Annotated in this window: 16 protein-coding genes, 1 tRNA gene and 3 pseudogenes; 9 read left to right on the forward strand and 11 right to left on the reverse strand. The window is 55.8% G+C overall.

The genetic code is table 11. From position 1 onward, the window contains the following. Positions 1-201: 201 nt before the first annotated feature. The 8 genes from ACF8Q6_RS10515 to ACF8Q6_RS10550 all read right to left on the reverse strand — a co-directional run bounded on the left by ACF8Q6_RS10515 (position 202) and on the right by ACF8Q6_RS10550 (position 5945). Positions 202-1161 carry a glutathione S-transferase family protein gene (locus tag ACF8Q6_RS10515; RefSeq protein WP_004576098.1) on the reverse strand — a complete coding sequence of 320 codons (960 nt, stop codon included), beginning with the start codon at positions 1159-1161 and terminating at the stop codon, positions 202-204. Positions 1162-1255: 94 nt separating this feature from the next. Next, a complete protein-coding gene (locus ACF8Q6_RS10520; protein ID WP_392490774.1) occupies positions 1256-2257 on the reverse strand; it encodes a glycosyl transferase family protein in 1002 nt (333 codons plus the stop codon). Beyond that, positions 2254-2589: a TusE/DsrC/DsvC family sulfur relay protein gene (locus ACF8Q6_RS10525; protein ID WP_010954804.1), complete on the reverse strand. Its 336-nt coding sequence runs from the start codon at positions 2587-2589 to the stop codon at positions 2254-2256. Before ACF8Q6_RS10525 ends, ACF8Q6_RS10520 begins: the two co-directional genes overlap by 4 nt. Further along, a complete protein-coding gene (tusB, locus tag ACF8Q6_RS10530) occupies positions 2586-2882 on the reverse strand; it encodes a sulfurtransferase complex subunit TusB (protein ID WP_144000312.1) in 297 nt (98 codons plus the stop codon). Before tusB ends, ACF8Q6_RS10525 begins: the two co-directional genes overlap by 4 nt. Beyond that, a complete protein-coding gene (gene tusC, locus ACF8Q6_RS10535; protein WP_010954803.1) occupies positions 2882-3241 on the reverse strand; it encodes a sulfurtransferase complex subunit TusC in 360 nt (119 codons plus the stop codon). Before tusC ends, tusB begins: the two co-directional genes overlap by 1 nt. A gap of 1 nt (position 3242) precedes the next feature. Next, positions 3243-3635 carry a sulfurtransferase complex subunit TusD gene (gene tusD / locus ACF8Q6_RS10540; RefSeq protein WP_076402780.1) on the reverse strand — a complete coding sequence of 131 codons (393 nt, stop codon included), beginning with the start codon at positions 3633-3635 and terminating at the stop codon, positions 3243-3245. Positions 3636-3730: 95 nt separating this feature from the next. After that, positions 3731-5110, reverse strand: coding sequence for a nucleobase:cation symporter-2 family protein (locus ACF8Q6_RS10545; protein ID WP_014590384.1), 1380 nt, complete (start codon positions 5108-5110; stop codon positions 3731-3733). A gap of 163 nt (positions 5111-5273) precedes the next feature. After that, on the reverse strand, positions 5274-5945 hold the full coding sequence (locus tag ACF8Q6_RS10550; protein WP_003251184.1) for a Bax inhibitor-1/YccA family protein: 672 nt from the start codon (positions 5943-5945) through the stop codon (positions 5274-5276). Positions 5946-6078: 133 nt separating this feature from the next. Between ACF8Q6_RS10550 and ACF8Q6_RS10555 the strand changes: the two genes are divergently transcribed. Then, positions 6079-6166 (forward strand) — tRNA-Ser (locus tag ACF8Q6_RS10555). 253 nt (positions 6167-6419) lie between these two features. Here the strand turns inward: ACF8Q6_RS10555 and ACF8Q6_RS10560 are convergent. Then, positions 6420-6786: pseudogene (locus ACF8Q6_RS10560) on the reverse strand (transposase); the annotation flags it as partial. 379 nt (positions 6787-7165) lie between these two features. Here ACF8Q6_RS10560 and ACF8Q6_RS10565 point away from each other — a divergent pair. Next, positions 7166-7933 carry an SDR family NAD(P)-dependent oxidoreductase gene (locus ACF8Q6_RS10565; protein WP_012051834.1) on the forward strand — a complete coding sequence of 256 codons (768 nt, stop codon included), beginning with the start codon at positions 7166-7168 and terminating at the stop codon, positions 7931-7933. Between the two features lie 35 nt (positions 7934-7968). Here the strand turns inward: ACF8Q6_RS10565 and ACF8Q6_RS10570 are convergent, their stop codons facing one another. Further along, positions 7969-8847: a LysR substrate-binding domain-containing protein gene (locus ACF8Q6_RS10570; RefSeq protein WP_392490773.1), complete on the reverse strand. Its 879-nt coding sequence runs from the start codon at positions 8845-8847 to the stop codon at positions 7969-7971. A 178-nt stretch (positions 8848-9025) separates the two neighbouring features. On the opposite strand from ACF8Q6_RS10570, the gene ACF8Q6_RS10575 reads away from it, so the two are divergent. The 7 genes and pseudogenes from ACF8Q6_RS10575 (at position 9026) to gpmI (ending at position 17910) form a co-directional block, all read left to right on the forward strand. Beyond that, positions 9026-10303 carry a ribulose-bisphosphate carboxylase large subunit family protein gene (locus ACF8Q6_RS10575; protein ID WP_392490772.1) on the forward strand — a complete coding sequence of 426 codons (1278 nt, stop codon included), beginning with the start codon at positions 9026-9028 and terminating at the stop codon, positions 10301-10303. A gap of 3 nt (positions 10304-10306) precedes the next feature. Further along, the gene (locus ACF8Q6_RS10580) at positions 10307-11698 is read left to right on the forward strand and encodes a four-carbon acid sugar kinase family protein (protein ID WP_392490771.1); all 1392 of its coding nucleotides are present in this window, start codon (positions 10307-10309) and stop codon (positions 11696-11698) included. A gap of 60 nt (positions 11699-11758) precedes the next feature. Then, positions 11759-13102: an MFS transporter gene (locus ACF8Q6_RS10585; protein WP_392490770.1), complete on the forward strand. Its 1344-nt coding sequence runs from the start codon at positions 11759-11761 to the stop codon at positions 13100-13102. A 140-nt stretch (positions 13103-13242) separates the two neighbouring features. Next, a complete protein-coding gene (gene pyk, locus ACF8Q6_RS10590; protein WP_392490769.1) occupies positions 13243-14679 on the forward strand; it encodes a pyruvate kinase in 1437 nt (478 codons plus the stop codon). A gap of 159 nt (positions 14680-14838) precedes the next feature. After that, the gene (locus ACF8Q6_RS10595) at positions 14839-15012 is read left to right on the forward strand and encodes a hypothetical protein (RefSeq protein WP_392490768.1); all 174 of its coding nucleotides are present in this window, start codon (positions 14839-14841) and stop codon (positions 15010-15012) included. Beyond that, complete coding sequence (eno, locus tag ACF8Q6_RS10600; protein WP_392490767.1) at positions 15005-16273, forward strand: phosphopyruvate hydratase; 1269 nt, start codon at positions 15005-15007, stop codon at positions 16271-16273. Before ACF8Q6_RS10595 ends, eno begins: the two co-directional genes overlap by 8 nt. 108 nt (positions 16274-16381) lie before the next feature. After that, positions 16382-17910: pseudogene (gene gpmI, locus ACF8Q6_RS10605) on the forward strand (2,3-bisphosphoglycerate-independent phosphoglycerate mutase). Here the strand turns inward: gpmI and ACF8Q6_RS10610 are convergent. Then, positions 17887-18302 (reverse strand): annotated as a pseudogene (locus ACF8Q6_RS10610) (hypothetical protein); the annotation flags it as partial. The pseudogenes gpmI and ACF8Q6_RS10610 overlap by 24 nt on opposite strands. Between the last annotated feature and the right edge of the window lie 73 nt (positions 18303-18375).

Consider the following 18375-nt stretch of genomic DNA (forward strand, 5'->3'; position numbering starts at 1 on the left):
CCTCAGCCCAGCGCGGTATCGAGAAGCATCATCACCGCAAACCCGCCCATCAACCCTGGGTAACGGAGCTGGGTGCAGCGCTGGGCATCAAGGTCTAGCTGGCGCTGGAAGCCCTGAAGGTCGCCGTACACATCTGAAGCCTGGCGCAGTCCTTGTGTGTGGCCTTGTGTCGCGATGGACTGCAAAGCAGCCCCGGCTTTCTCAAGCCTGCCAAATCCCTTTGCCCACCAACCGCTCTCTATCATGCGGCAAACCAAAGTCCTGCAAAGGCCCTTTAGGCACAATCCCGTTCGGGTTGATGGTCTTGTGGCTCATGTAATAGTGCTTCTGGATATGCTCCATGTTCACCGTGCCCGCCACCCCAGGCCACTGGTACAGCTCACGCAGCCAGTTCGACAGGTTGTGGTAGTCGCTCAGGCGGCGCAGGTTGCACTTGAAGTGCCCGTGGTACACCGCATCGAAGCGCACCAGTGTGGTGAACAGGCGTACATCAGCCTCGGTCAGGTACTCACCCGCCAGGTAGCGATTGCGGCCTAGCAAGGCTTCCAGGTAATCCAGCTCGTTGAACACATCGTCGAAGGCAGCTTCGTAAGCGTCTTGCGTGGTAGCAAAGCCTGCACGGTACACGCCGTTGTTCACCGCGGGGTAGATACGCGCGTTCAGTGCTTCGATGGTCGGGCGCAGCGATGCAGGGTAAAGGTCCAGGGTATTGCCGGTCAGCTCGTTGAACGCGCTGTTGAAAATGCGGATGATTTCTGCCGACTCATTGTTGACGATGCGCTTCTCTTTCTTGTCCCACAGCACAGGCACCGTCACGCGCCCAGTGTAGTGCGGGTCATCCTGGGTGTAGCGCTGGTGCAGGTACTGCAGGGCGTCGAGGTGGTCCCCGCTGGAGCCTTGCTGCTGATCGAAGGTCCAGCCATGGTCCTGCATCAGCCAGCTGACCACCGACACGTCGATCAACGGCTCCAGGCCTTTCAGCGCGCGAAAGATCAGGGTGCGGTGGGCCCATGGGCAGGCCAGCGACACATACAGGTGGTAGCGGCCGGCCTCGGGGGCGGGCAGCTGATTACGGCGCTGGGCATTCTCCCGCTTGAACGTGCCGTCCTTGCCGTTTTCATACCACTGGTCGTGCCAGCGGCCGTCGATCAATAGGCCCATTGTGAGCTCCTGAAACAAAGTTGTTTGTCGTTGGAGCCCAGTCTAGGCCAAATCGTTCGAAGAAATAGCGCAAAGATCGGGGTTCTATTATCGGCTAAATCGATCTATTTCGAGTGTCCCAGTAGCCTTGCGCTGTGACGAACGCCTGCTCGCGGTGCTGTCCCAAGCCACGCAGGGCCAGCGCCATGGTCGCAATAAGGGCCTTTTCGCCATAACTGTCTTCCACTTCGCCACGCCAGAACGCCAGCAAGTGTTCTGCCTGCAGGCTGGGCGGTTTGACATGGCGGCGTTCGCTCAGCGCTGGCCACTCTTCATCCCACGCCTCACCCGCCGTGGTGCCGTAGAGATGGCTGATGACATCGGGATTGACCTCGATTTCGCCGCCATCACCCTTGATCACCACGGCATGGTCGCCCAGCAAGCGGCTGGCCTCGCGGTGCACGGCCTGGTAACCGGGGTGAAAGATGCTCTGCAATCCACAGCGAGCGCCCAGCGGGTTGAGCACTCGCGCCAGCGAGTGGATGGGCGAGCGCAGGCCCAGGGTATTGCGCAGGTCGATCATGCGTTGCAGCTGCGGCGCCCAGTCGTGCAGCGGGAAGAATGCCAGCTGGTGCTGGTCCAGCGCGTTGCCGACGGCGGCCCAGTCGCGGCACAGCGGAATCTGCAGCAGGTCGAGCAGTTGCTCTGTATACATACGCCCGGCAGTGTGTGCGCCACCGCCGTGCATCAGGATGCGCACGCCATTGTTGGCCAGGCACTTGGCGGCCAGCAGGTACCAGGGCAGGTGACGCTTCTTGCCGGCGTACGTGGGCCAGTCCAGGTCAACGGCGATGCGCGGCGCCTGCAGGTGGGCGCGCAGGGCCTCGGTGAAGCCGGCCAGCTCTTCGGCGCTTTCTTCCTTGTGCCGCAGCAGCATGAGGAAGGCACCGAGCTGAGTGTCTTCAACCTTGTCTTCCAGCAGCAGGGTCATGGCTGCACGGGCCTCCTCGCGGGTCAGGCCACGCGCGCCGCGCTTGCCTTTGCCGAGAATGCGCACGAATTCGGCGAACGGGTGTTCGGCGGGGGTTTCCAGAGTGAGCGGACGAGGTTCGGTCATATGCAGTTGGTCGGCTTGGGCAGGCCCGCCAGCTTGGCGGCAAGTTTGGCGGGGGTGCCGTTGAACAGGCGGTTAAGGTGCGGGCTGTTGCCCTTTTCAGGGCCCAGCTTGAGGGCCGTGTACTTGATCAGCGGGCGGGTGGCCGGAGACAGCTGGTATTCCTGGTAGAACTGACGGAGCAGTTCGAGGATTTCCCAATGGTCCGCCGTCAACGGGATACCCTCGCGCTTGGCCAAAGCCTCGGCGGCGTCGTGGGACCAGTCTTGCAGGTCGACCAGGAAGCCATCCTTGTCCAGGGCGATCACCTGATCGCCAACGGTGAGCGTATTCATAGCCAGCTGTTGACCTTGTCGTATTGCAGCGACAGTTCGACGAACCCGGCGTAGTCCACGGCCGTTGCCAGGTCGTTGCCGACCGCGCGGGCCTGTACATCCTCGTCCAGGGCGAACAGGCGCTGGGCCAGGCCGGCGGCTTGCAAATGGCCGTGCGGCTCGCTGCCGGTGCGCAGGGCATACACGGCATCACCGCACAGCAGCAGGGCATCTTCGGCACCGAGCAGGCGCAGGCAACTGGCCAGGCGCTCGTCGCCAAACGGGGAATGGGCAATTACATGCAGGGTTTTCATCAGAGCGTTATCACCTGGTCGAAACGGGCTATCAGGGCGGTCAGCGCTGCGTCATCGAGCACTTGCACCGGCAGCGCCAGGGTCTCGGCTGCCAGGCCACGGCGGGCCAGGCTGTGGTTGCAGGCGAACAGTTCTTCGACACCGAACATCGGCAGCGCCTGCAGGTTGGCGGCCAGGTTCTTCTGTTGCACGGCGGCGGGTTGCTGGTCCGGCGCGAGCTGGAACACACCATCGTCGAGGAACAGCATGCCCAACGGCAGGTCGAACGCGCCGCCGGCCAGGGCGATGTCCAGCGCCTCGCGGGCAGAGGGGCCATTCCACGGTGCCTGACGGCTGATGATCAACAAGGACTTGGCCATATCAGTCGCCTCCGAAGCAGACAAGGCGATCGGCCACTTGCGCGGCCTCGTGCAGCTGGCCCAGCCCCGACAGTTCCCAGGGCTTGGGCAGGTTCACGGCCGGGCGCTGGTAGCGGTTGGCCTCGGCTTCGTCGAGCACGCCACGGCGCAGGGCGGCGGCGATACACACCACGGCGTCCAGCTGATGGGTCTGTATGAAGGTGTGCCACTGGCCAGCCACGTCCAGTTCGTCCTGGGGGGCGACGACGTTGGCCGAGGCACTGTGCACCCCGTCCTGATAGAAGAACAGTCGGGCAATCTCATGCCCGCCGGCCAGCACCGCCTCGGCGAAGCGCAGGGCGCGTCGCGAAGAGGGCGCATGGGCCGGGGAGAACACCGCGATAGCGAATTTCATGGCTAACTCATGCAAGGGAATGGTGCCATGATAAAGCAAAAAAGCCCGCACCCGCTTGTGCAAGCGGGCGCGGGCTTTTCATTCAATCTCCAGGTTCAAGCCTGCTCCTTGCCCTCCGGCAAGAACCAATTCAGCACCAGCGCACAAATCCCCCCGGTAGCCACGCCCGACTCCAGCACGTTGCGAATCGCCGCCGGCATGTGCGCCAGGAATTCCGGCACCTGCGCCACGCCAAGCCCCAGCGCCAACGACACCGCAATAATCAGCAGCGCCCGACGGTCCAGCCGGGTGCTGGCCAGAATATTGATCCCCGACGCCGCAACCGCGCCAAACATGACCATCGCCGCGCCGCCCAGCACCGGCTCCGGCACGGCCTGAATCACCCCGGCAACACTCGGGAACAGACCCAGCAACACCAGCATCACGGCAATCCACATACCGATATGACGGCTGGCAATACCGGTCAGCTGAATCACCCCGTTGTTCTGGGCAAAGATCGAGCTAGGGAAGGTGTTGAACAGGCCGGCCAGCAGCGAGTTGGCGCCGTTGACCAGCACGCCCCCCTTGATCCGCTGCATCCACACCGGCCCTTCGACCGGCTGGCGCGACACCTTGCTGGTGGCGGTAACGTCACCGATGGCTTCCAGCGAAGTGACCAGGTAGATCACCAGCATCGGAATGAACAGCGCCCACGAGAAGCCCAGGCCAAAGTGCAGCGGTGTCGGCACCTGGAACAGCGCGGCCTCGTGCATGCCGGTAAAGTCCAGGCGGCCCAGGTATCCGGCCAGCGCGTAGCCGACCACCAGGGCGATGACGATGGCGCAGCTGCGCATCCACACCACCGGGATACGGTTGAGAACGACGATGATCGCCAGGACCACGCCCGACATCAGCAGGTTTTCGCCATTGGCAAAGGTGCCATTGGCCATGGCCCCAAAACCACCGCCCATGCTGATCAGGCCGACCTTGATCAGTGTCAGGCCGATCATCAACACCACGATGCCAGTCACCAGCGGGGTGATCAGGCGTTTGACGAAGGGCAGGATGCGCGACACGCCCATCTCGACGAACGAGCCTGCGATTACCACACCAAAAATGGCCGCCATTACGCCCTCGACCGGCGTACCTTGCTTGACCATCAGCGCACCGCCGGCAATCAGCGGGCCGACGAAGTTGAAGCTGGTGCCCTGAACGATCAGCAGCCCCGCGCCAAATGGGCCGAAGCGTTTGCACTGGACGAAGGTGGCGATACCCGAGATCACCAGCGACATCGAAACGATCAAATTGGTATCACGTGCAGATACACCCAACGCCTGGCAGATCAGCAGGCCAGGGGTGACGATAGGTACGATGATCGCCAGCAGGTGCTGCAGGGCTGCCAACAGGCCGATCAACAGCCGTGGCTTGTCCTCCAGACCAAGCACCAGTTCATTGGCAGGCGCCGCTGCGCCTGGGCTGTGTTCGTGTGAGCTCATTGCTGAAAGCCGCCCCGGAAGAAAAAAGGAGCGCATTCTACGGGGTGATAGCGGATAGCGGTAGAGAAAACGGGATGACGGCCCGAGCATCTTGCAGCTCAACCCATTTCCAGCGCCCACAAAAAAGCCCGCCGAAGCGGGCTTTTTGCGGTATAGCAATCAATCAGTCATCGCGACCCATGATGCCAAACAACTGCAGCAGGCTGACAAACAGGTTGTAGATCGACACATACAGGCTGATGGTTGCCATGATGTAGTTACGTTCGCCACCATGAATGATCGCGCTGGTCTGGAACAGGATGCAGACCGACGAGAACAGCACGAAGCCAGCGCTGATTGCCAGTTGCAGGCCGCTGATCTGGAAGAAGAAGCTGGCAACGACAGCACCCAGCAGAACGAAGAAACCTGCAGTGATGAAGCCGCTGAGGAAGCTCATGTCCTTGCGGGTGATCAGCACGTAGGCCGACAGACCACCAAACACCAGCGCAGTCATGGCAAACGCGGAGCTCACTACCTCGGCGCCACCGGCCATGCCCAGGTAACGGTTGAGGATCGGGCCGAGGATGAAGCCCATGAAACCGGTGAGCGCGAAGGTGGACACCAGGCCCCAGGCCGAATCACGCAGTTTGTTGGTAAGGAAGAACAGCCCGTAGAAGCCGATTAGCACCACGAACACGTTCGGGTAGCCGACGCGCATCTGCTGGGCAACGAAAGCCATGACACCGCTGAAGGCGAGGGTAAGCGCCAGCAGGCTGTACGTGTTGCGCAGGACCTTGCTGATCTCCTGCTGCTCGACCTGCTGGCCGTGGTGGACGGCGTAATCCTGTTCGCGCATGGCGACACTCCTTGGTAAACCTGTGGTTTCGGACGTTCAGATGCTAGGAGTCTATCAGAGCTCCTGCAACCCGCGACACAGAGAGTTTGACAGCGTGTTTCATTAAGGTATTATGGCGGCCGCAAAACGAGCTGGAAGCGTGGCCGAGTGGTTTAAGGCAACGGTCTTGAAAACCGTCGATGGGCAACTATCCTAGAGTTCGAATCTCTACGCTTCCGCCATATTCAAAGCCCTGATTAGTCAGGGCTTTTTGCGTTTTTGGGGCTCTGATTTTCTATGTCATACGGATCGCGCCCGCATTTCTTTGATCATTTCCGCATGCTGTGTGCGAGCTGCTGGTAGTGGCCAAGTGATCCTGAGCCCTGCGCAAGGTTTGTCCTCGGCGATCGCAGGCGGTAACCCGTCGTTGAGCTGATGCGGCCGTTTCAAGATGTGCCGTTGATTCAGGAATCAGCCGGTATCCTGCTGGGCAGGCGATGCGCTCATGTCAAAAAGCGAGCACAACAGGTCAACCGGCGCTTCGCAGCAGAGTTGATCGATTAACGCGCGCGCTCCTGCTCCTCGGCCATCAAGCGCTCGGTAGCTCTTTAGGATCGATTTCTCCTGCGCCTGCCAAATGATCCGCGCTACCAGTTCCTGGGTTTTTGCTGCTCAGGCGTCAGCGCTTCACTGGTCGGTGTAACACCGCCACGTTCCCGCAGAGGCTGGGCGATCCACCTGGGCAAGGCTGACTCAGCCAGTCCAAGCCACCGCGCCGCCTCGATGTTGTAGCCTGGTCGAGCACCAAGCGGGCGGCTTCGCGCTGAAATGCGGATGTGAAGGTGCGGCGTTGCTTGGTCATCAGGCACCTCTCTGTGGTGGGCAGGTGTCGCTACTCGTAAATATTTATGTGATGGAAGGATGGCGGAAATTTTGACATCACCCATACATTTCACCTCTGTTGTGAATTCAGTGGTTGTCGAGCACCCGGCTATTTCCTCTGGTGGACATATAGAAGTTAAAAGTTTTATGTGTTCAACGTAGTCACTATTTATTTGCTGTGAAGACCCCTCGGTATGCCACCCTAGTATGGGGCTTCAGTTGGTGCAGTTAATCGCGCTGGCTTGTGTGAGGTTTCCTCTCCTAAGCACGAGTTTTTATCCATTGCGCAAAGCCCCCTGGCAGCTCTAGCCTTCAGCCATCCAATAAGCCTTTGGCGATCATAACAAGAGAGGGTTTCGATGAAGTACGCAGACAAGAAAATCGCCGTGGTTACAGGCGGTGCGATGGGTATCGGTGCTGAAGCTGCCGTTTCACTGGCAAAGGACGGGCATCATGTCGTCATTTGTGACATCAACGTCGACGCGGCTGAGCAATTTTCGCGACAGCTCCGTGCGGAGGGCTTCACAGCTGACGCGTGCCAGGTAGATGTAGCCTCGGTGGAGTCTGTAAGAGATGCATTTTCTTGGATCGATAGCGAGTTCGGCAGATGCGATGTGCTGGTGAATTCCGCAGGCATCGCCAAGACCATGCCGTTCCTGGAGTTTGATCTAGACGTTTTCAACAAGACCATGCACATCAACGTCACTGGCACGTTCATGTGCTGCCAACTCGCCGCTCAAATCATGCGGAAAAATGGGTTCGGCAGAATCATCAACATCGCGTCGGTCGCTGGTATGCGTGCCGTGGGCAAGGGTCGAACCGCTTACGGTACCTCTAAAGGCGCAGTCATTGCGCTGACCCGGCAAATGGCCGTGGAACTCAGTGAGTACGGTATCACTGCTAACGCCATTGCGCCGGGCCCAGTCGATACCCCAATGACCAAGGAGTTGCACAGCGACACCTTCCGCCAGGCTTATAGCAATGCTATTCCGGCTAAGCGCTACGGAACGACTCAAGAAATTGCCGGCGCAGTTAGCTATCTGGCATCTGACGTAGCCGCTTACGTGAATGGTGTTGTTCTGCCTGTGGATGGCGGGTTCCTGGCCTGGGGCGCAGGCGACCTGTAGTCGGCAATGCCACAAGCGCCCAGGCGGGCGCTTGTCTAGCTTTGAGCCATCTCTTTCTTTATCCACTTTTCCAAATCTGCTGTATCAGTGCGTAGCCTCGCATTGGGTGAAACCCACAGAACCAATTTTGCTGTCCCTTGCACAAAGCCAAAGGGAGCCACCAAGGCACCACTTTCAAGCTCTGCCTCCACCAGCATGCGTGGGACACAGGCGAACCCCAAGCCAAGCTTGGCAGCCTGGATCAGCAAGTAGAAGTGTTCGAAATACTCCATCTCAAGCAGCTCACCAGGTTCCTCCTCAATAGATGAGTACCAGTCCTTCCATGCGTGAGGGCGTGTTTTTGTGGTCAGCAAACGTTCTTTAGCTAAGTCGCTCACCTCTGTGACGCCGGACGCAGCCAGATAAGCAGGCGAACAGATCGCACCTACCCATTCGCTGGTCAAGGGTATCGGCTCGATCCCTGGCGGTGGTTCGATGCTGTCGAGGCGTATCGCGACGCTGACGCCTTCATGGGCGAAATCAATGGGGCCGTGACCCGTTTTCAAGCCTAATTCCATGGTGGGGAAGCTGCTGTGTAGCTTGGCAAGTCGAGGTAGCAGCCAATGCATCATGATCGAGGCGGAGCAGGAGAGTTCGAGCGGGCGAGGGCGAACCTCATCAATGCTCTCTTGTATCAAGGCAAAAGCCCTGGCCAAGCCCGAGGCGAGGCGTGATCCCTCTGGGGTGAGCTTGGTGCCATGTGCATTTCGGGTGAGCAGAATTACACCTAGGGCGTCTTCCAGGCTTCGGACATGACGGCTGATAGCTCCGTGAGTTACGCACAGAGCATCCGCTGCATCGCTGAACGAGCCCTTACGCGCGATCATTTCAAACGCTCGTAGAGCGTTGAGCGATGGCCTGACTGGCGACGTCATATACGCACCTCCGTAAGACCGAAGCCTCGGCCATAGCTAGGATTCTAGTGTGAGTTTTTCTCACGCTCGACGGAAATCATATCGGTTGGATTGGTAGAGGGTCAATGTATATTGATTTGAAACTGCCTTGTGCATTTCGGGCAGATTCACAATAACAAATAGATTTGAGGCACCCATCATGGTCGATCACAAGGCCGGGCGAGAGGAGTTTACTGCCCGATTTTTTGTAGAGAGCAGCTACCCGATTGAACGGGTTAGCGAGGTCATCGCAGGGGAGCAATCCAGCGGTACTTTCCTCTCACTTCCTGGCGAATCGGTGGAGCTTAAAGAACGCTCTCGTGCTCGTGTCGTAGCTATCGAGCCGCTGCCATCCGTTTCCAGCCCTTCTCTGCACAGCGACTACCTGGCTCGCCACAATCCCTCTGAGACCTACCATCGAGGTGAGGTCACTATCGCATTCCCTACAGCCAATATCGGAACGAATATCCCAGCGTTGCTCACCACCATTGCCGGCAATCTCTTTGAGATTGGCGAGGTGAGCGGGCTGAGGGTGCTAAATCTGGAGCTTCCCGAGCGGTTCGCATCGGGATTCATTGGCCCTCAATTCGGAATTGAAGGCACCAGGGCGCTAGCCGGTGTTCATGACCGACCGATCATTGGAACCATCGTCAAGCCGAGTATCGGCCTTACTCCCGAGCAGACAGCTTCTGTGGTCGATGAGCTCTGCGCCGGAGGTATCGATTTCATCAAGGATGATGAGTTGCTCATCGATCCTACCTACGCTTCGTTCGATGCTCGTCTGAGTGCTGTGATGCCTGTGCTTCATAAGCATGCAGATCGCCTCGGACGCATGCCTATGTATGCTATCAACATCTCGGGCAGCATCGACGAGATGATGCGCCGCCAAGATGCAGTGCTTGAGGCGGGTGGTACCTGCGTGATGCTTTGCCTGAATTGGGTTGGGCATTCGGCGGTAGAGCACATTCGAAAGCATGCCCAGTTGCCTATTCATGGTCATCGTAATGGCTGGGGAGCTCTGACTCGTTATCCCCAGTTAGGTTTCTCATTCGAGGTGTATCAGAAGATCTGGCGGCTGGCCGGGATCGACCATCTGCATGTGAATGGTATTCAGGGCAAGTTCTACGAGGCGGACGACTCCGTAATCTCCTCTGCCAAGAGCTGCCTTGCTCCATTTGCCGGCATGCGCCCCTTGATGCCTGTCTTCTCCTCCGGTCAATGGGCGGGCCAGGCGCCTGAGCTTTTCAACAGGCTTCAATCTGTTGACCTGATGCACCTCGCTGGCGGCGGCATCATCGGTCATCCGATGGGGATCGAAGCAGGCGTTCAAAGCATGCGTGAAGGTTGGGAGGCGGCTGTACAGCATGTGTCTCTGGAACGTTACGCAGAGGGTAGGCCAGCCTTGTCAGCTGCCCTCCAGCAGTTCGGAGGCAAATAAGTCATGAGCTCCCAGCACATTACCAAGCTCCCGTTGGTCTTTTATGGCGATGATTTCACCGGCTCGACAGATGCTTTAGAGGTTCTGACGGCTGCTGGACTCAAGTGTGCCCTGTTCCTCGCTCCTCCGACCCCAGAGCGCCTGGCAGAACTCGGTGAATTTGACGCCATCGGCATCGCCGGTGACAGCCGTGCTTTGTCCAATGGAGAGATGGATGCGGTGCTGCCCTCGATTTTCGAGGGCATCAAACGTCTGTCGCCAGCGCTGATTCACTACAAGGTTTGCTCGACTTTTGACAGCGCCGACTCCGTGGGCAGCATTGGCCACGTCATTGAGCTGGCATCCCGCATCTATGATGTCAAAGGGATCCCGATCATCGCAGGCAATCCTGCACTGGGCCGCTACTGTGTGTTCGGCAACCTCTATGCCTTGTCCAAGACAGATCACAAGGTTCACAGGATTGACCGGCACCCGATCATGAGTGCTCACCCGATTACCCCGATGCATGAAGCGGACTTGAGTATCCATATCGGCAAGCAAAAGAACTTGTCGATCGGCAAAGTTGATATTCGCCAGCTCGAAAGGAGTGCTGAGCTCAGCCGATTAGTCGACGAGATGTCACAGCAGCACGATGCAGTGCTGTTTGATGGTACCGACGACTCTCATATGACCACCGCTGGCCAAGTATTGACCGAGCTTTCATCAGGGGCAGATCCCATATTCGTTGTCGGTTCTTCCGGCGTGGAGTATGGCCTCACACAATACTGGCGTACCGCTGGGGTGTTTCCGCCACGAGCGTCGCTGGCCGCACCTCTGAAACCGGCAGAGCAGGTACTGGTGATCTCAGGCAGTGCTTCGCCGTTGAGTCAGTCCCAGATTGAAACGGCAATTGATTACGGGTTTGTAGAGCTTGAAGTCGATGCTGCCGCATTGATTACTGAGTGCCGAAAAAGTGGCGCGATACGAGATGTGGTCATGGCCGCTGTATCCCACCTCGAAGAGGGGCGATCGGTTCTGATTCACACTGCCAAAGGCCCATGCGATTCTCGGATCGAGCAGATGATCGAGGCAATGCTGCAAAAAGGCCTGCCTCGTGATGAGGCGAGGGTTCAGGGTGGGAAGCAGCTAGCAATGGAAGTGGGCCAAGTTGCGCTTGAAATCCTTAAGGCATTCCCGTTGAAAAGATTGGTGGTTTCGGGCGGCGACACATCGAGCCAAGTAACCAAAGTGCTTGCACCCGATGCTCTGGTTATCAAGTCTGATATTTCTCCCGGCGCTCCTTTGTGCCAAATGCACTCTCGTGAGTCGTACCTGAAGGATGTGGAGATTGCTCTCAAAGGTGGGCAGATGGGAGATCGTGATTATTTCGTCAAAGCACTCAGAGGTCTTGAATAATCTCTGAGGGTCTTTCAGCAAGAAAATACTTGCATATCTACAATAACAAAAGGTGAAACCATGCATACCTCTATATCGAGCCCTGTCGAAAGTGACCTCGATCACATGGATCATGACGAGAAGAAATCCATGAAAAATGTTGTGGCCGGAAGCCTGTTCGGAACAGCATTAGAGACCTACGACCTCTACCTTTATGGCACCGCGGCTGCCCTTATTTTTGGGCCTCTGTTTTTTCCAGGGACTGACGAAACAGTTTCCCGACTGGCCTCTCTTGCGTCATTCGCAATTTCTTTCGTGGCACGTCCACTAGGGTCGCTTGTACTTGGTCATTTCGGGGACAGGATTGGCCGTAAAAAGCTGCTGTACCTCACGCTTATCATTATGGGCTTGAGCACTGTAGGCATTGGTCTTTTGCCTACCTATGCCAGCATTGGCATTTGGGCACCTATCATGCTCTGCGTGCTCCGCTTCATCCAGGGCTTCGCGTTTGCGGGCGAATACAGTGGCGCAGTGCTTATGCTCTTAGAACATGCCCCAAGAAGAAGGAGAGGGTTCTATGCGGCGATCAATAACATTGGCCCAGTCTTTGGTTTCATCGCGTCAGCTGGCATGCTTTTGATCGTCAGTGCCTTGCTGTCTAAAGAGGATTTCACCGCTTGGGGATGGCGTATTCCTTTCATCGCCAGCCTTGCGTTGCTGATAGTAGGGGTGTTTGTCCGCTCCAAAGTCCCCGAGTCTCCAGTGTTCGAAAAGACTGCTGAGAAGAGGGCTGCCACGCCTGGCGACTCGCAATCACCAGCGCTTCGCTTGTTCACTCGCTATCCTAAGCAACTGATGTTGGTTGCAGGCGCCAACATCTGCCATTTCTCGACTTTCTACCTCTTCACCGTATTTGCCCTGAGCTATGGCCAGCGAGAGCTAGGCCTGTCTAATGCATTCGTGCTGTCAGTCGCAATGGTTGCAATTTGTACTCACCTGGTAGTTGTACCTTTTGCAGGGGCGATGGCAGATCGTATTGGCCGCCGTACCATGATGCTAATTGGTTTTGTCGTGACTGCACTTGCAGCCTTTCCTTTCTGGCACCTCTTTTCAACCGGCGAGTTCTGGCCAATGGTCGCTGGGTCGTGCCTGTTCATGACCGGATATGGCTTGGTATATGGGGCAGTGCCATCTTTTACGGGCGAAGCTTTTGGGCCTAGCGCTCGCTTCACGGGTTTCGCAATGTCTACTAACGTCGGCGGAATCGTAGGCGGAGGTACCGCTCCAATTGTCGGGGCATTCCTCCTGAGCCATTACGGTTCGCCTTATGCGATTTCGATGCTCACCCTAGCACTCGCGGCTTTCTCTGGACTCTGTGTCTACCTGTCGGCCGAGACAAAAGACGGGGACATCGTCGACGAATGACCCAGGCATTTGCGTGCCTCCCGGGAGGTACGCAGTCTCGGCTGTAAACCCCATCTTGCATTGCTGTGTGCTCAGCCAGCAATTAATTTTCGAACTTACTCAGTGAGATGAGAGCATCCTCGTCCCTGGAAGGTATCGGTATGACCATCCGTAGAACAAAGATTGTTGCAACTCTAGGCCCAGCTAGTAATTCGCCGCAAGTCATTGAAGCGCTGATCTTGGCCGGGCTAGATGTGGCGCGTTTGAACTTTTCTCATGGCAGTCCAAGTGAGCACATTGCTCGCGCTCGCTTGATTCGTGAGATCGCTGCCAAACACGGTAGGCATGTGGCTTTGCTGGGCGATTTGCAGGGCCCTAAAATCCGTATTGCGAAGTTCACTAACAAACGGATCGAGTTGAAGGTTGGCGATACTTTCTCGTTCTCCACGCGCCATCCCCTCACATCAGGCAATGAGCAGGTTGTGGGAATTGATTACCCCGACCTGGTAAAGGATTGTGGTGTCGGCGACGAGCTGCTGCTTGATGATGGGCGCGTGGTTATGCGGGTAGAGTCGACTACGCCCGAAGCCTTACATTGCATCGTCACTGTGGGCGGGCCTCTGTCAGATCACAAGGGGATAAACCGCAAGGGGGGCGGGCTCACTGCTCCTGCCCTTACCGAAAAAGACAAAGCTGATATCAAACTCGCTGCCCAAATGGATCTCGACTATTTGGCCGTTTCATTCCCTCGGGATGCCAAGGATATGGAGTACGCCCGCAAGCTGCGTGACGAGTCAGGAGGGACAGCCTGGCTGGTGTCGAAAATCGAACGAGCAGAGGCTGTTGCCGATGATCAGACGCTCGATGAGCTGATCGCAGCGAGTGATGCGGTCATGGTCGCTCGGGGAGATCTTGGTGTGGAGATTGGAGATGCGGAGCTAATCGCTATCCAAAAGAAGATCATTCTGCATGCCCGGCGCAACAACAAAGCGGTGATCGTTGCGACCCAGATGATGGAGTCGATGATCTCCAGTCCGATGCCTACCCGCGCTGAAGTGTCAGATGTGGCCAATGCGGTACTCGACAATACTGACGCCGTAATGCTGTCCGCTGAAAGCGCTGCCGGGACATACCCTGTCGAGGCAGTACGTGCCATGGCTCGTATTTGCAGCGGGGCTGAAAAGCATCCAACCAATGTAAAGTCTAGTCATCGATTGCATACAACCTTTGGGCGTTGTGACGAAAGCATTGCGCTGGCCGCACTCTACACCGCGAACCACTTTCCTGGTGTAAAGGCAATCATCTCGCTCACCGAGAGTGGCTTCACACCCTTGATTATGTCTCGGCTTCGTTCTCATGTGCCGATCTATGCGCTTTCGCCTCATCGCGCTACCCAGGCTCGCTCCTCGCTGTTCCGTGGTGTTTATCCGATAGCGTTTGACCCTGCCTCACTGCCCTCTGAAGCAGTAAGCGAAGCCGCTATCGGCGAATTGCGCAAGCGTGATTTGGTACAGCCTGGAGACCGGATAATTCTAACTAAGGGTGACAGTTACAATGTGGTGGGGGGTACGAACGGCATGAAAATCCTCCAAGTATAACGCTCAGTTTATTGAATTGATTCTAGAGGTGGATGCATCAGCTTTGATGCCCTTAAAGTTCTGCCTCTAATCCTTGTCGAATAAATGCGGCGGCTTCACGCTACCGGTACTCCCCTGGGAGTAACTTCAGGGGTGTCCGCTGTTACCAGAGGGTTCCAAATGATTGTTCAACAGAAAGTTGTTGGGTCTGCTTTGGATCAAGATTTTAAGTCTGATGATTGGCCGCGCGATTTTGATATTCGAGCTGAGTTTGCCGAGCAGCAAGAGTTGCTGGGCGCTCATTATCAATATGCCGAATGTGCATCGCAGTTGGAGGAAAGTAGTGATGAGTGAGCTTACTCGCATCAAGAAGGTCTTCGCTCGTGAGATCTTGGACTCTCGAGGCAACCCTACCGTAGAGGCTGTCGTTATTTTAGGTTGTGGAGTAACAGGGGAGGCCAGCGTACCGTCAGGGGCGTCCACCGGCTCCCGAGAAGCCCTTGAACTGCGTGATGGATCATGGCGTTACAAGGGAAAAGGAGTAATGCGTGCCGTCGAAAACGTGAATGTCGCGATCCACGAGCGCATTCTAGGCCTGGACGCACTGGATCAGCGACTAATTGATCAAGCAATGATCTCTCTTGATGGTACTGACTCGAAGTCAATTCTTGGTGCTAACGCTATTCTTGCTGTTTCTTTGGCCACAGCTAAAGCTGCCGCAGCCGCGCAAGGTATCCCATTGTACGAACACCTTGCGAAGCTATTTGGCGGTAACCCCACTTACTCTATGCCTGTGCCGATGATGAATATCCTCAACGGTGGTGAGCATGCTGATAATAATATCGATATCCAAGAGTTTATGATTCAGCCGATTTCAGCTCCAAATTTTAGAGAGGGTTTGCGAATTGGCGCTGAAATATTTCATACCTTGAAGGCCGTGCTTTCAGAGCGTGGCCTAAGTACCTCTGTTGGTGATGAGGGTGGCTTCGCACCCTCCTTGGCCTCGAATGAAGAAGCGCTCGTTGTTATTGCCGAAGCTGTTAGTCGCGCAGGCTACGAGCTAGGCCGAGACGTAATGTTGGCATTAGATTGCGCGGCCTCCGAGTTCTACAAGGATGGTAAATACAACTTGGCAGGTGAGGGGAGGTCTCTGACTTCCGAGCAGTTTGTTGACTATCTTGCTGATCTCTGTAGAAAATATCCGATTGCGTCTATCGAAGATGGTCTGGATGAGAGTGATTGGGATGGGTGGGCATACTTAACCGCTGAACTGGGGCAGAAAGTTCAACTGGTGGGGGATGATCTTTTTGTCACTAATCCAAAAATTCTGCGCAAGGGTGTCGAACAAGGAGTTGCCAATTCCATTTTGATCAAACTTAATCAAATCGGAACTTTAAGTGAGACGTTTGATGCCATACGTATGGCGCAAGAGGCTGGTTATGCTGCAGTGATTTCTCATCGATCAGGGGAAACGGAGGATACAACAATTGCCGATTTGGCCGTAGCGACTAACGCCGGGCAGATAAAAACCGGCTCGCTGTGTCGTTCAGATCGTGTTGGGAAGTACAACCGTTTGCTTCGTATTGAGGAGGCTCTTGAAGGCCAGGCGTCCTAAGGTGCTGGGACAATCCTCGTAGATGCCGACTGACCATTGCGCGCACGGTTTACTTCTAAGTTGATGTATGAGCCGTACGTGCCAGGATTATTATTCAGAGGTTTTCATATGCCAACCTGCACTCTAATTGTTTTGGATGGAATTGGACTCAGGTCTCAGCGGGAAGCCAACGCGTTAGCTGCTGCCAACACTCCGACCCTGGATTACCTTTTCGAAAATTACCCCCACAGTGAGATTGCGACGTCCGGTATCGCTGTAGGGCTTCCTGATGGTCAAATGGGCAATTCCGAGGTCGGTCATATGAACCTCGGAGCGGGCCGGATCGTTTATCAAAATTTTTCGCGGATCAACAAAAGTATCGAAGATGGCTCATTCCATGAGAACGATGCTTTTCTAGAGGTTTTGAAACGTACAAGACAACGAGGTGGTTCAGTTCATCTGCTTGGTTTATTGTCACCTGGCGGTGTACATAGTCACTTGGATCATTTTGTTGCAGCAGCCGGTTTGGTTGCGGCGAATGGTATCGAGCAGTGCTATGTTCATGCGTTCCTTGATGGACGAGATACCCCACCCAAAAGCGCTTCATCATCTATTTCTGCCCTTGAGCTTGAGTTGGCAAACAATGGCGGAGGTCGGATCGCGTCGTTAGTAGGGCGTTACTATGCAATGGATCGAGATAACCGCTGGAGTCGGGTAGAGACGGCCTACAGGTTAATTGTTCAAGGACAAAGCAAGTTTCACTATGATACTGCGCAGGAGGCTCTTCAAGAAGCCTATGCACGTGACGAAACCGATGAGTTTGTCCAGGCAACCTCGGTTGGTAGCCCTGTTGTCATGAGTGAAAACGATGCAGTCATACTATTGAATTTCAGGCCTGACCGATCTCGTCAAATTTGTAGAGCGCTCACTGATTACAATTTTTCTGAGTTCGAGAGACCTTTTGTCATAGGAAAAGAGCAGATGCTCACTATGACGCGCTACGCAGAAGAGTTTGATGTGCTATGTGCTTTTCCGCCCGAGCCTATTAGAAACAGCCTGGGTGAGTACATGGCCCGGCTGGGAAGGTCTCAACTTAGAATTGCCGAAACAGAAAAGTATGCCCATGTTACGTTTTTCTTTAACGGGGGCAGGAAGAGCCATGCTCACTGGAAAAGAGGATTCTTGTTAACTCTCCGCTGGTTGAGTCCTACGATCTTCAGCCCGAGATGAGCGCCTTTGAGTTGACGGATCATCTAGTCGCGGAAATTTTAAGTGCCAATCATGACTTGATTGTATGTAATTATGCTAACGGGGACATGGTTGGTCATAGTGGTGTTTTTGAAGCTGCTGTAAAAGCTGTGGAAGCCGTCGATCAATGCCTTCGGCGTGTTGTAGATGCAGTGCTTGTATCGGGTGGCAATTGTCTGATAACTGCAGATCACGGCAACGTTGAACAGATGTGGGATCCAGAGGCCGGACAAGTTCACACTGCCCATACGCTTAATCCCGTTCCTCTTATCTACATTTCCGGTGGGAGTAAATTTGGTCTTAGTAATGGTCGGCTGTGTGATATTGCTCCAACCATTCTGGATATCCTAGATCTTCCGCAGCCCAAAGAGATGACGGGTGTTTCGTTATTGAAGTCCATTAGTCAATAATGCATCCTTTACCTGCTCATCCGTGCTACGCAACCGGTCATAGTGCGCAGTATCGGCAACAGGGTACGTTCAGTTGCAGGTGGGTTTCGACTGAGGGTGGTGCTTCACGGCCTGTCAGACGGACCACGACATTCGGGATGGGGTCAGCGCTCAGGCTGCCAGACGCCAAAACTGGCTTTACCGCTGCGAGGACAGTTCAGGCCTGCGATGGGTCCATGGCTGGCAATCACACCATCATCGGCAATCATGACGATCCGAGAGGGATGGCGCCGACTGCTGACCCCAGTCCAGGACTTCTGCGACGCTGAGACCGTTGTACTGCAGATGGATCACCTCGTGCCATAACGCCGATAGCGCTGGGCAAGCCAGGCATTCAACGCTTTGATGCTATGACAAGTGCTTAGGGGCAGCATCATTTGGTCCTTTCCTGCCATGCCAAAGGCGAAAAATGGCTGCGCGACAGCC

The organism is Pseudomonas sp. GLN_2, from assembly GCF_043106005.1.
Taxonomy (GTDB): Bacteria; Pseudomonadota; Gammaproteobacteria; order Pseudomonadales; family Pseudomonadaceae; genus Aquipseudomonas; species Aquipseudomonas alloputida.

Bases quoted from the DNA above. Each gene is read 5' to 3' on its own strand.
- ACF8Q6_RS10515 (WP_004576098.1), bottom strand. From the start codon at position 1,161: ATGGGCCTATTGATCGACGGCCGCTGGCACGACCAGTGGTATGAAAAC.
- ACF8Q6_RS10520 (WP_392490774.1), bottom strand. From the start codon at position 2,257: ATGACCGAACCTCGTCCGCTCACTCTGGAAACCCCCGCCGAACACCCG.
- ACF8Q6_RS10525 (WP_010954804.1), bottom strand. From the start codon at position 2,589: ATGAATACGCTCACCGTTGGCGATCAGGTGATCGCCCTGGACAAGGAT.
- tusB (WP_144000312.1), bottom strand. From the start codon at position 2,882: ATGAAAACCCTGCATGTAATTGCCCATTCCCCGTTTGGCGACGAGCGC.
- tusC (WP_010954803.1), bottom strand. From the start codon at position 3,241: ATGGCCAAGTCCTTGTTGATCATCAGCCGTCAGGCACCGTGGAATGGC.
- tusD (WP_076402780.1), bottom strand. From the start codon at position 3,635: ATGAAATTCGCTATCGCGGTGTTCTCCCCGGCCCATGCGCCCTCTTCG.
- ACF8Q6_RS10545 (WP_014590384.1), bottom strand. From the start codon at position 5,110: ATGAGCTCACACGAACACAGCCCAGGCGCAGCGGCGCCTGCCAATGAA.
- ACF8Q6_RS10550 (WP_003251184.1), bottom strand. From the start codon at position 5,945: ATGCGCGAACAGGATTACGCCGTCCACCACGGCCAGCAGGTCGAGCAG.
- ACF8Q6_RS10565 (WP_012051834.1), top strand. From the start codon at position 7,166: ATGAAGTACGCAGACAAGAAAATCGCCGTGGTTACAGGCGGTGCGATG.
- ACF8Q6_RS10570 (WP_392490773.1), bottom strand. From the start codon at position 8,847: ATGACGTCGCCAGTCAGGCCATCGCTCAACGCTCTACGAGCGTTTGAA.
- ACF8Q6_RS10575 (WP_392490772.1), top strand. From the start codon at position 9,026: ATGGTCGATCACAAGGCCGGGCGAGAGGAGTTTACTGCCCGATTTTTT.
- ACF8Q6_RS10580 (WP_392490771.1), top strand. From the start codon at position 10,307: ATGAGCTCCCAGCACATTACCAAGCTCCCGTTGGTCTTTTATGGCGAT.
- ACF8Q6_RS10585 (WP_392490770.1), top strand. From the start codon at position 11,759: ATGCATACCTCTATATCGAGCCCTGTCGAAAGTGACCTCGATCACATG.
- pyk (WP_392490769.1), top strand. From the start codon at position 13,243: ATGACCATCCGTAGAACAAAGATTGTTGCAACTCTAGGCCCAGCTAGT.
- ACF8Q6_RS10595 (WP_392490768.1), top strand. From the start codon at position 14,839: ATGATTGTTCAACAGAAAGTTGTTGGGTCTGCTTTGGATCAAGATTTT.
- eno (WP_392490767.1), top strand. From the start codon at position 15,005: ATGAGTGAGCTTACTCGCATCAAGAAGGTCTTCGCTCGTGAGATCTTG.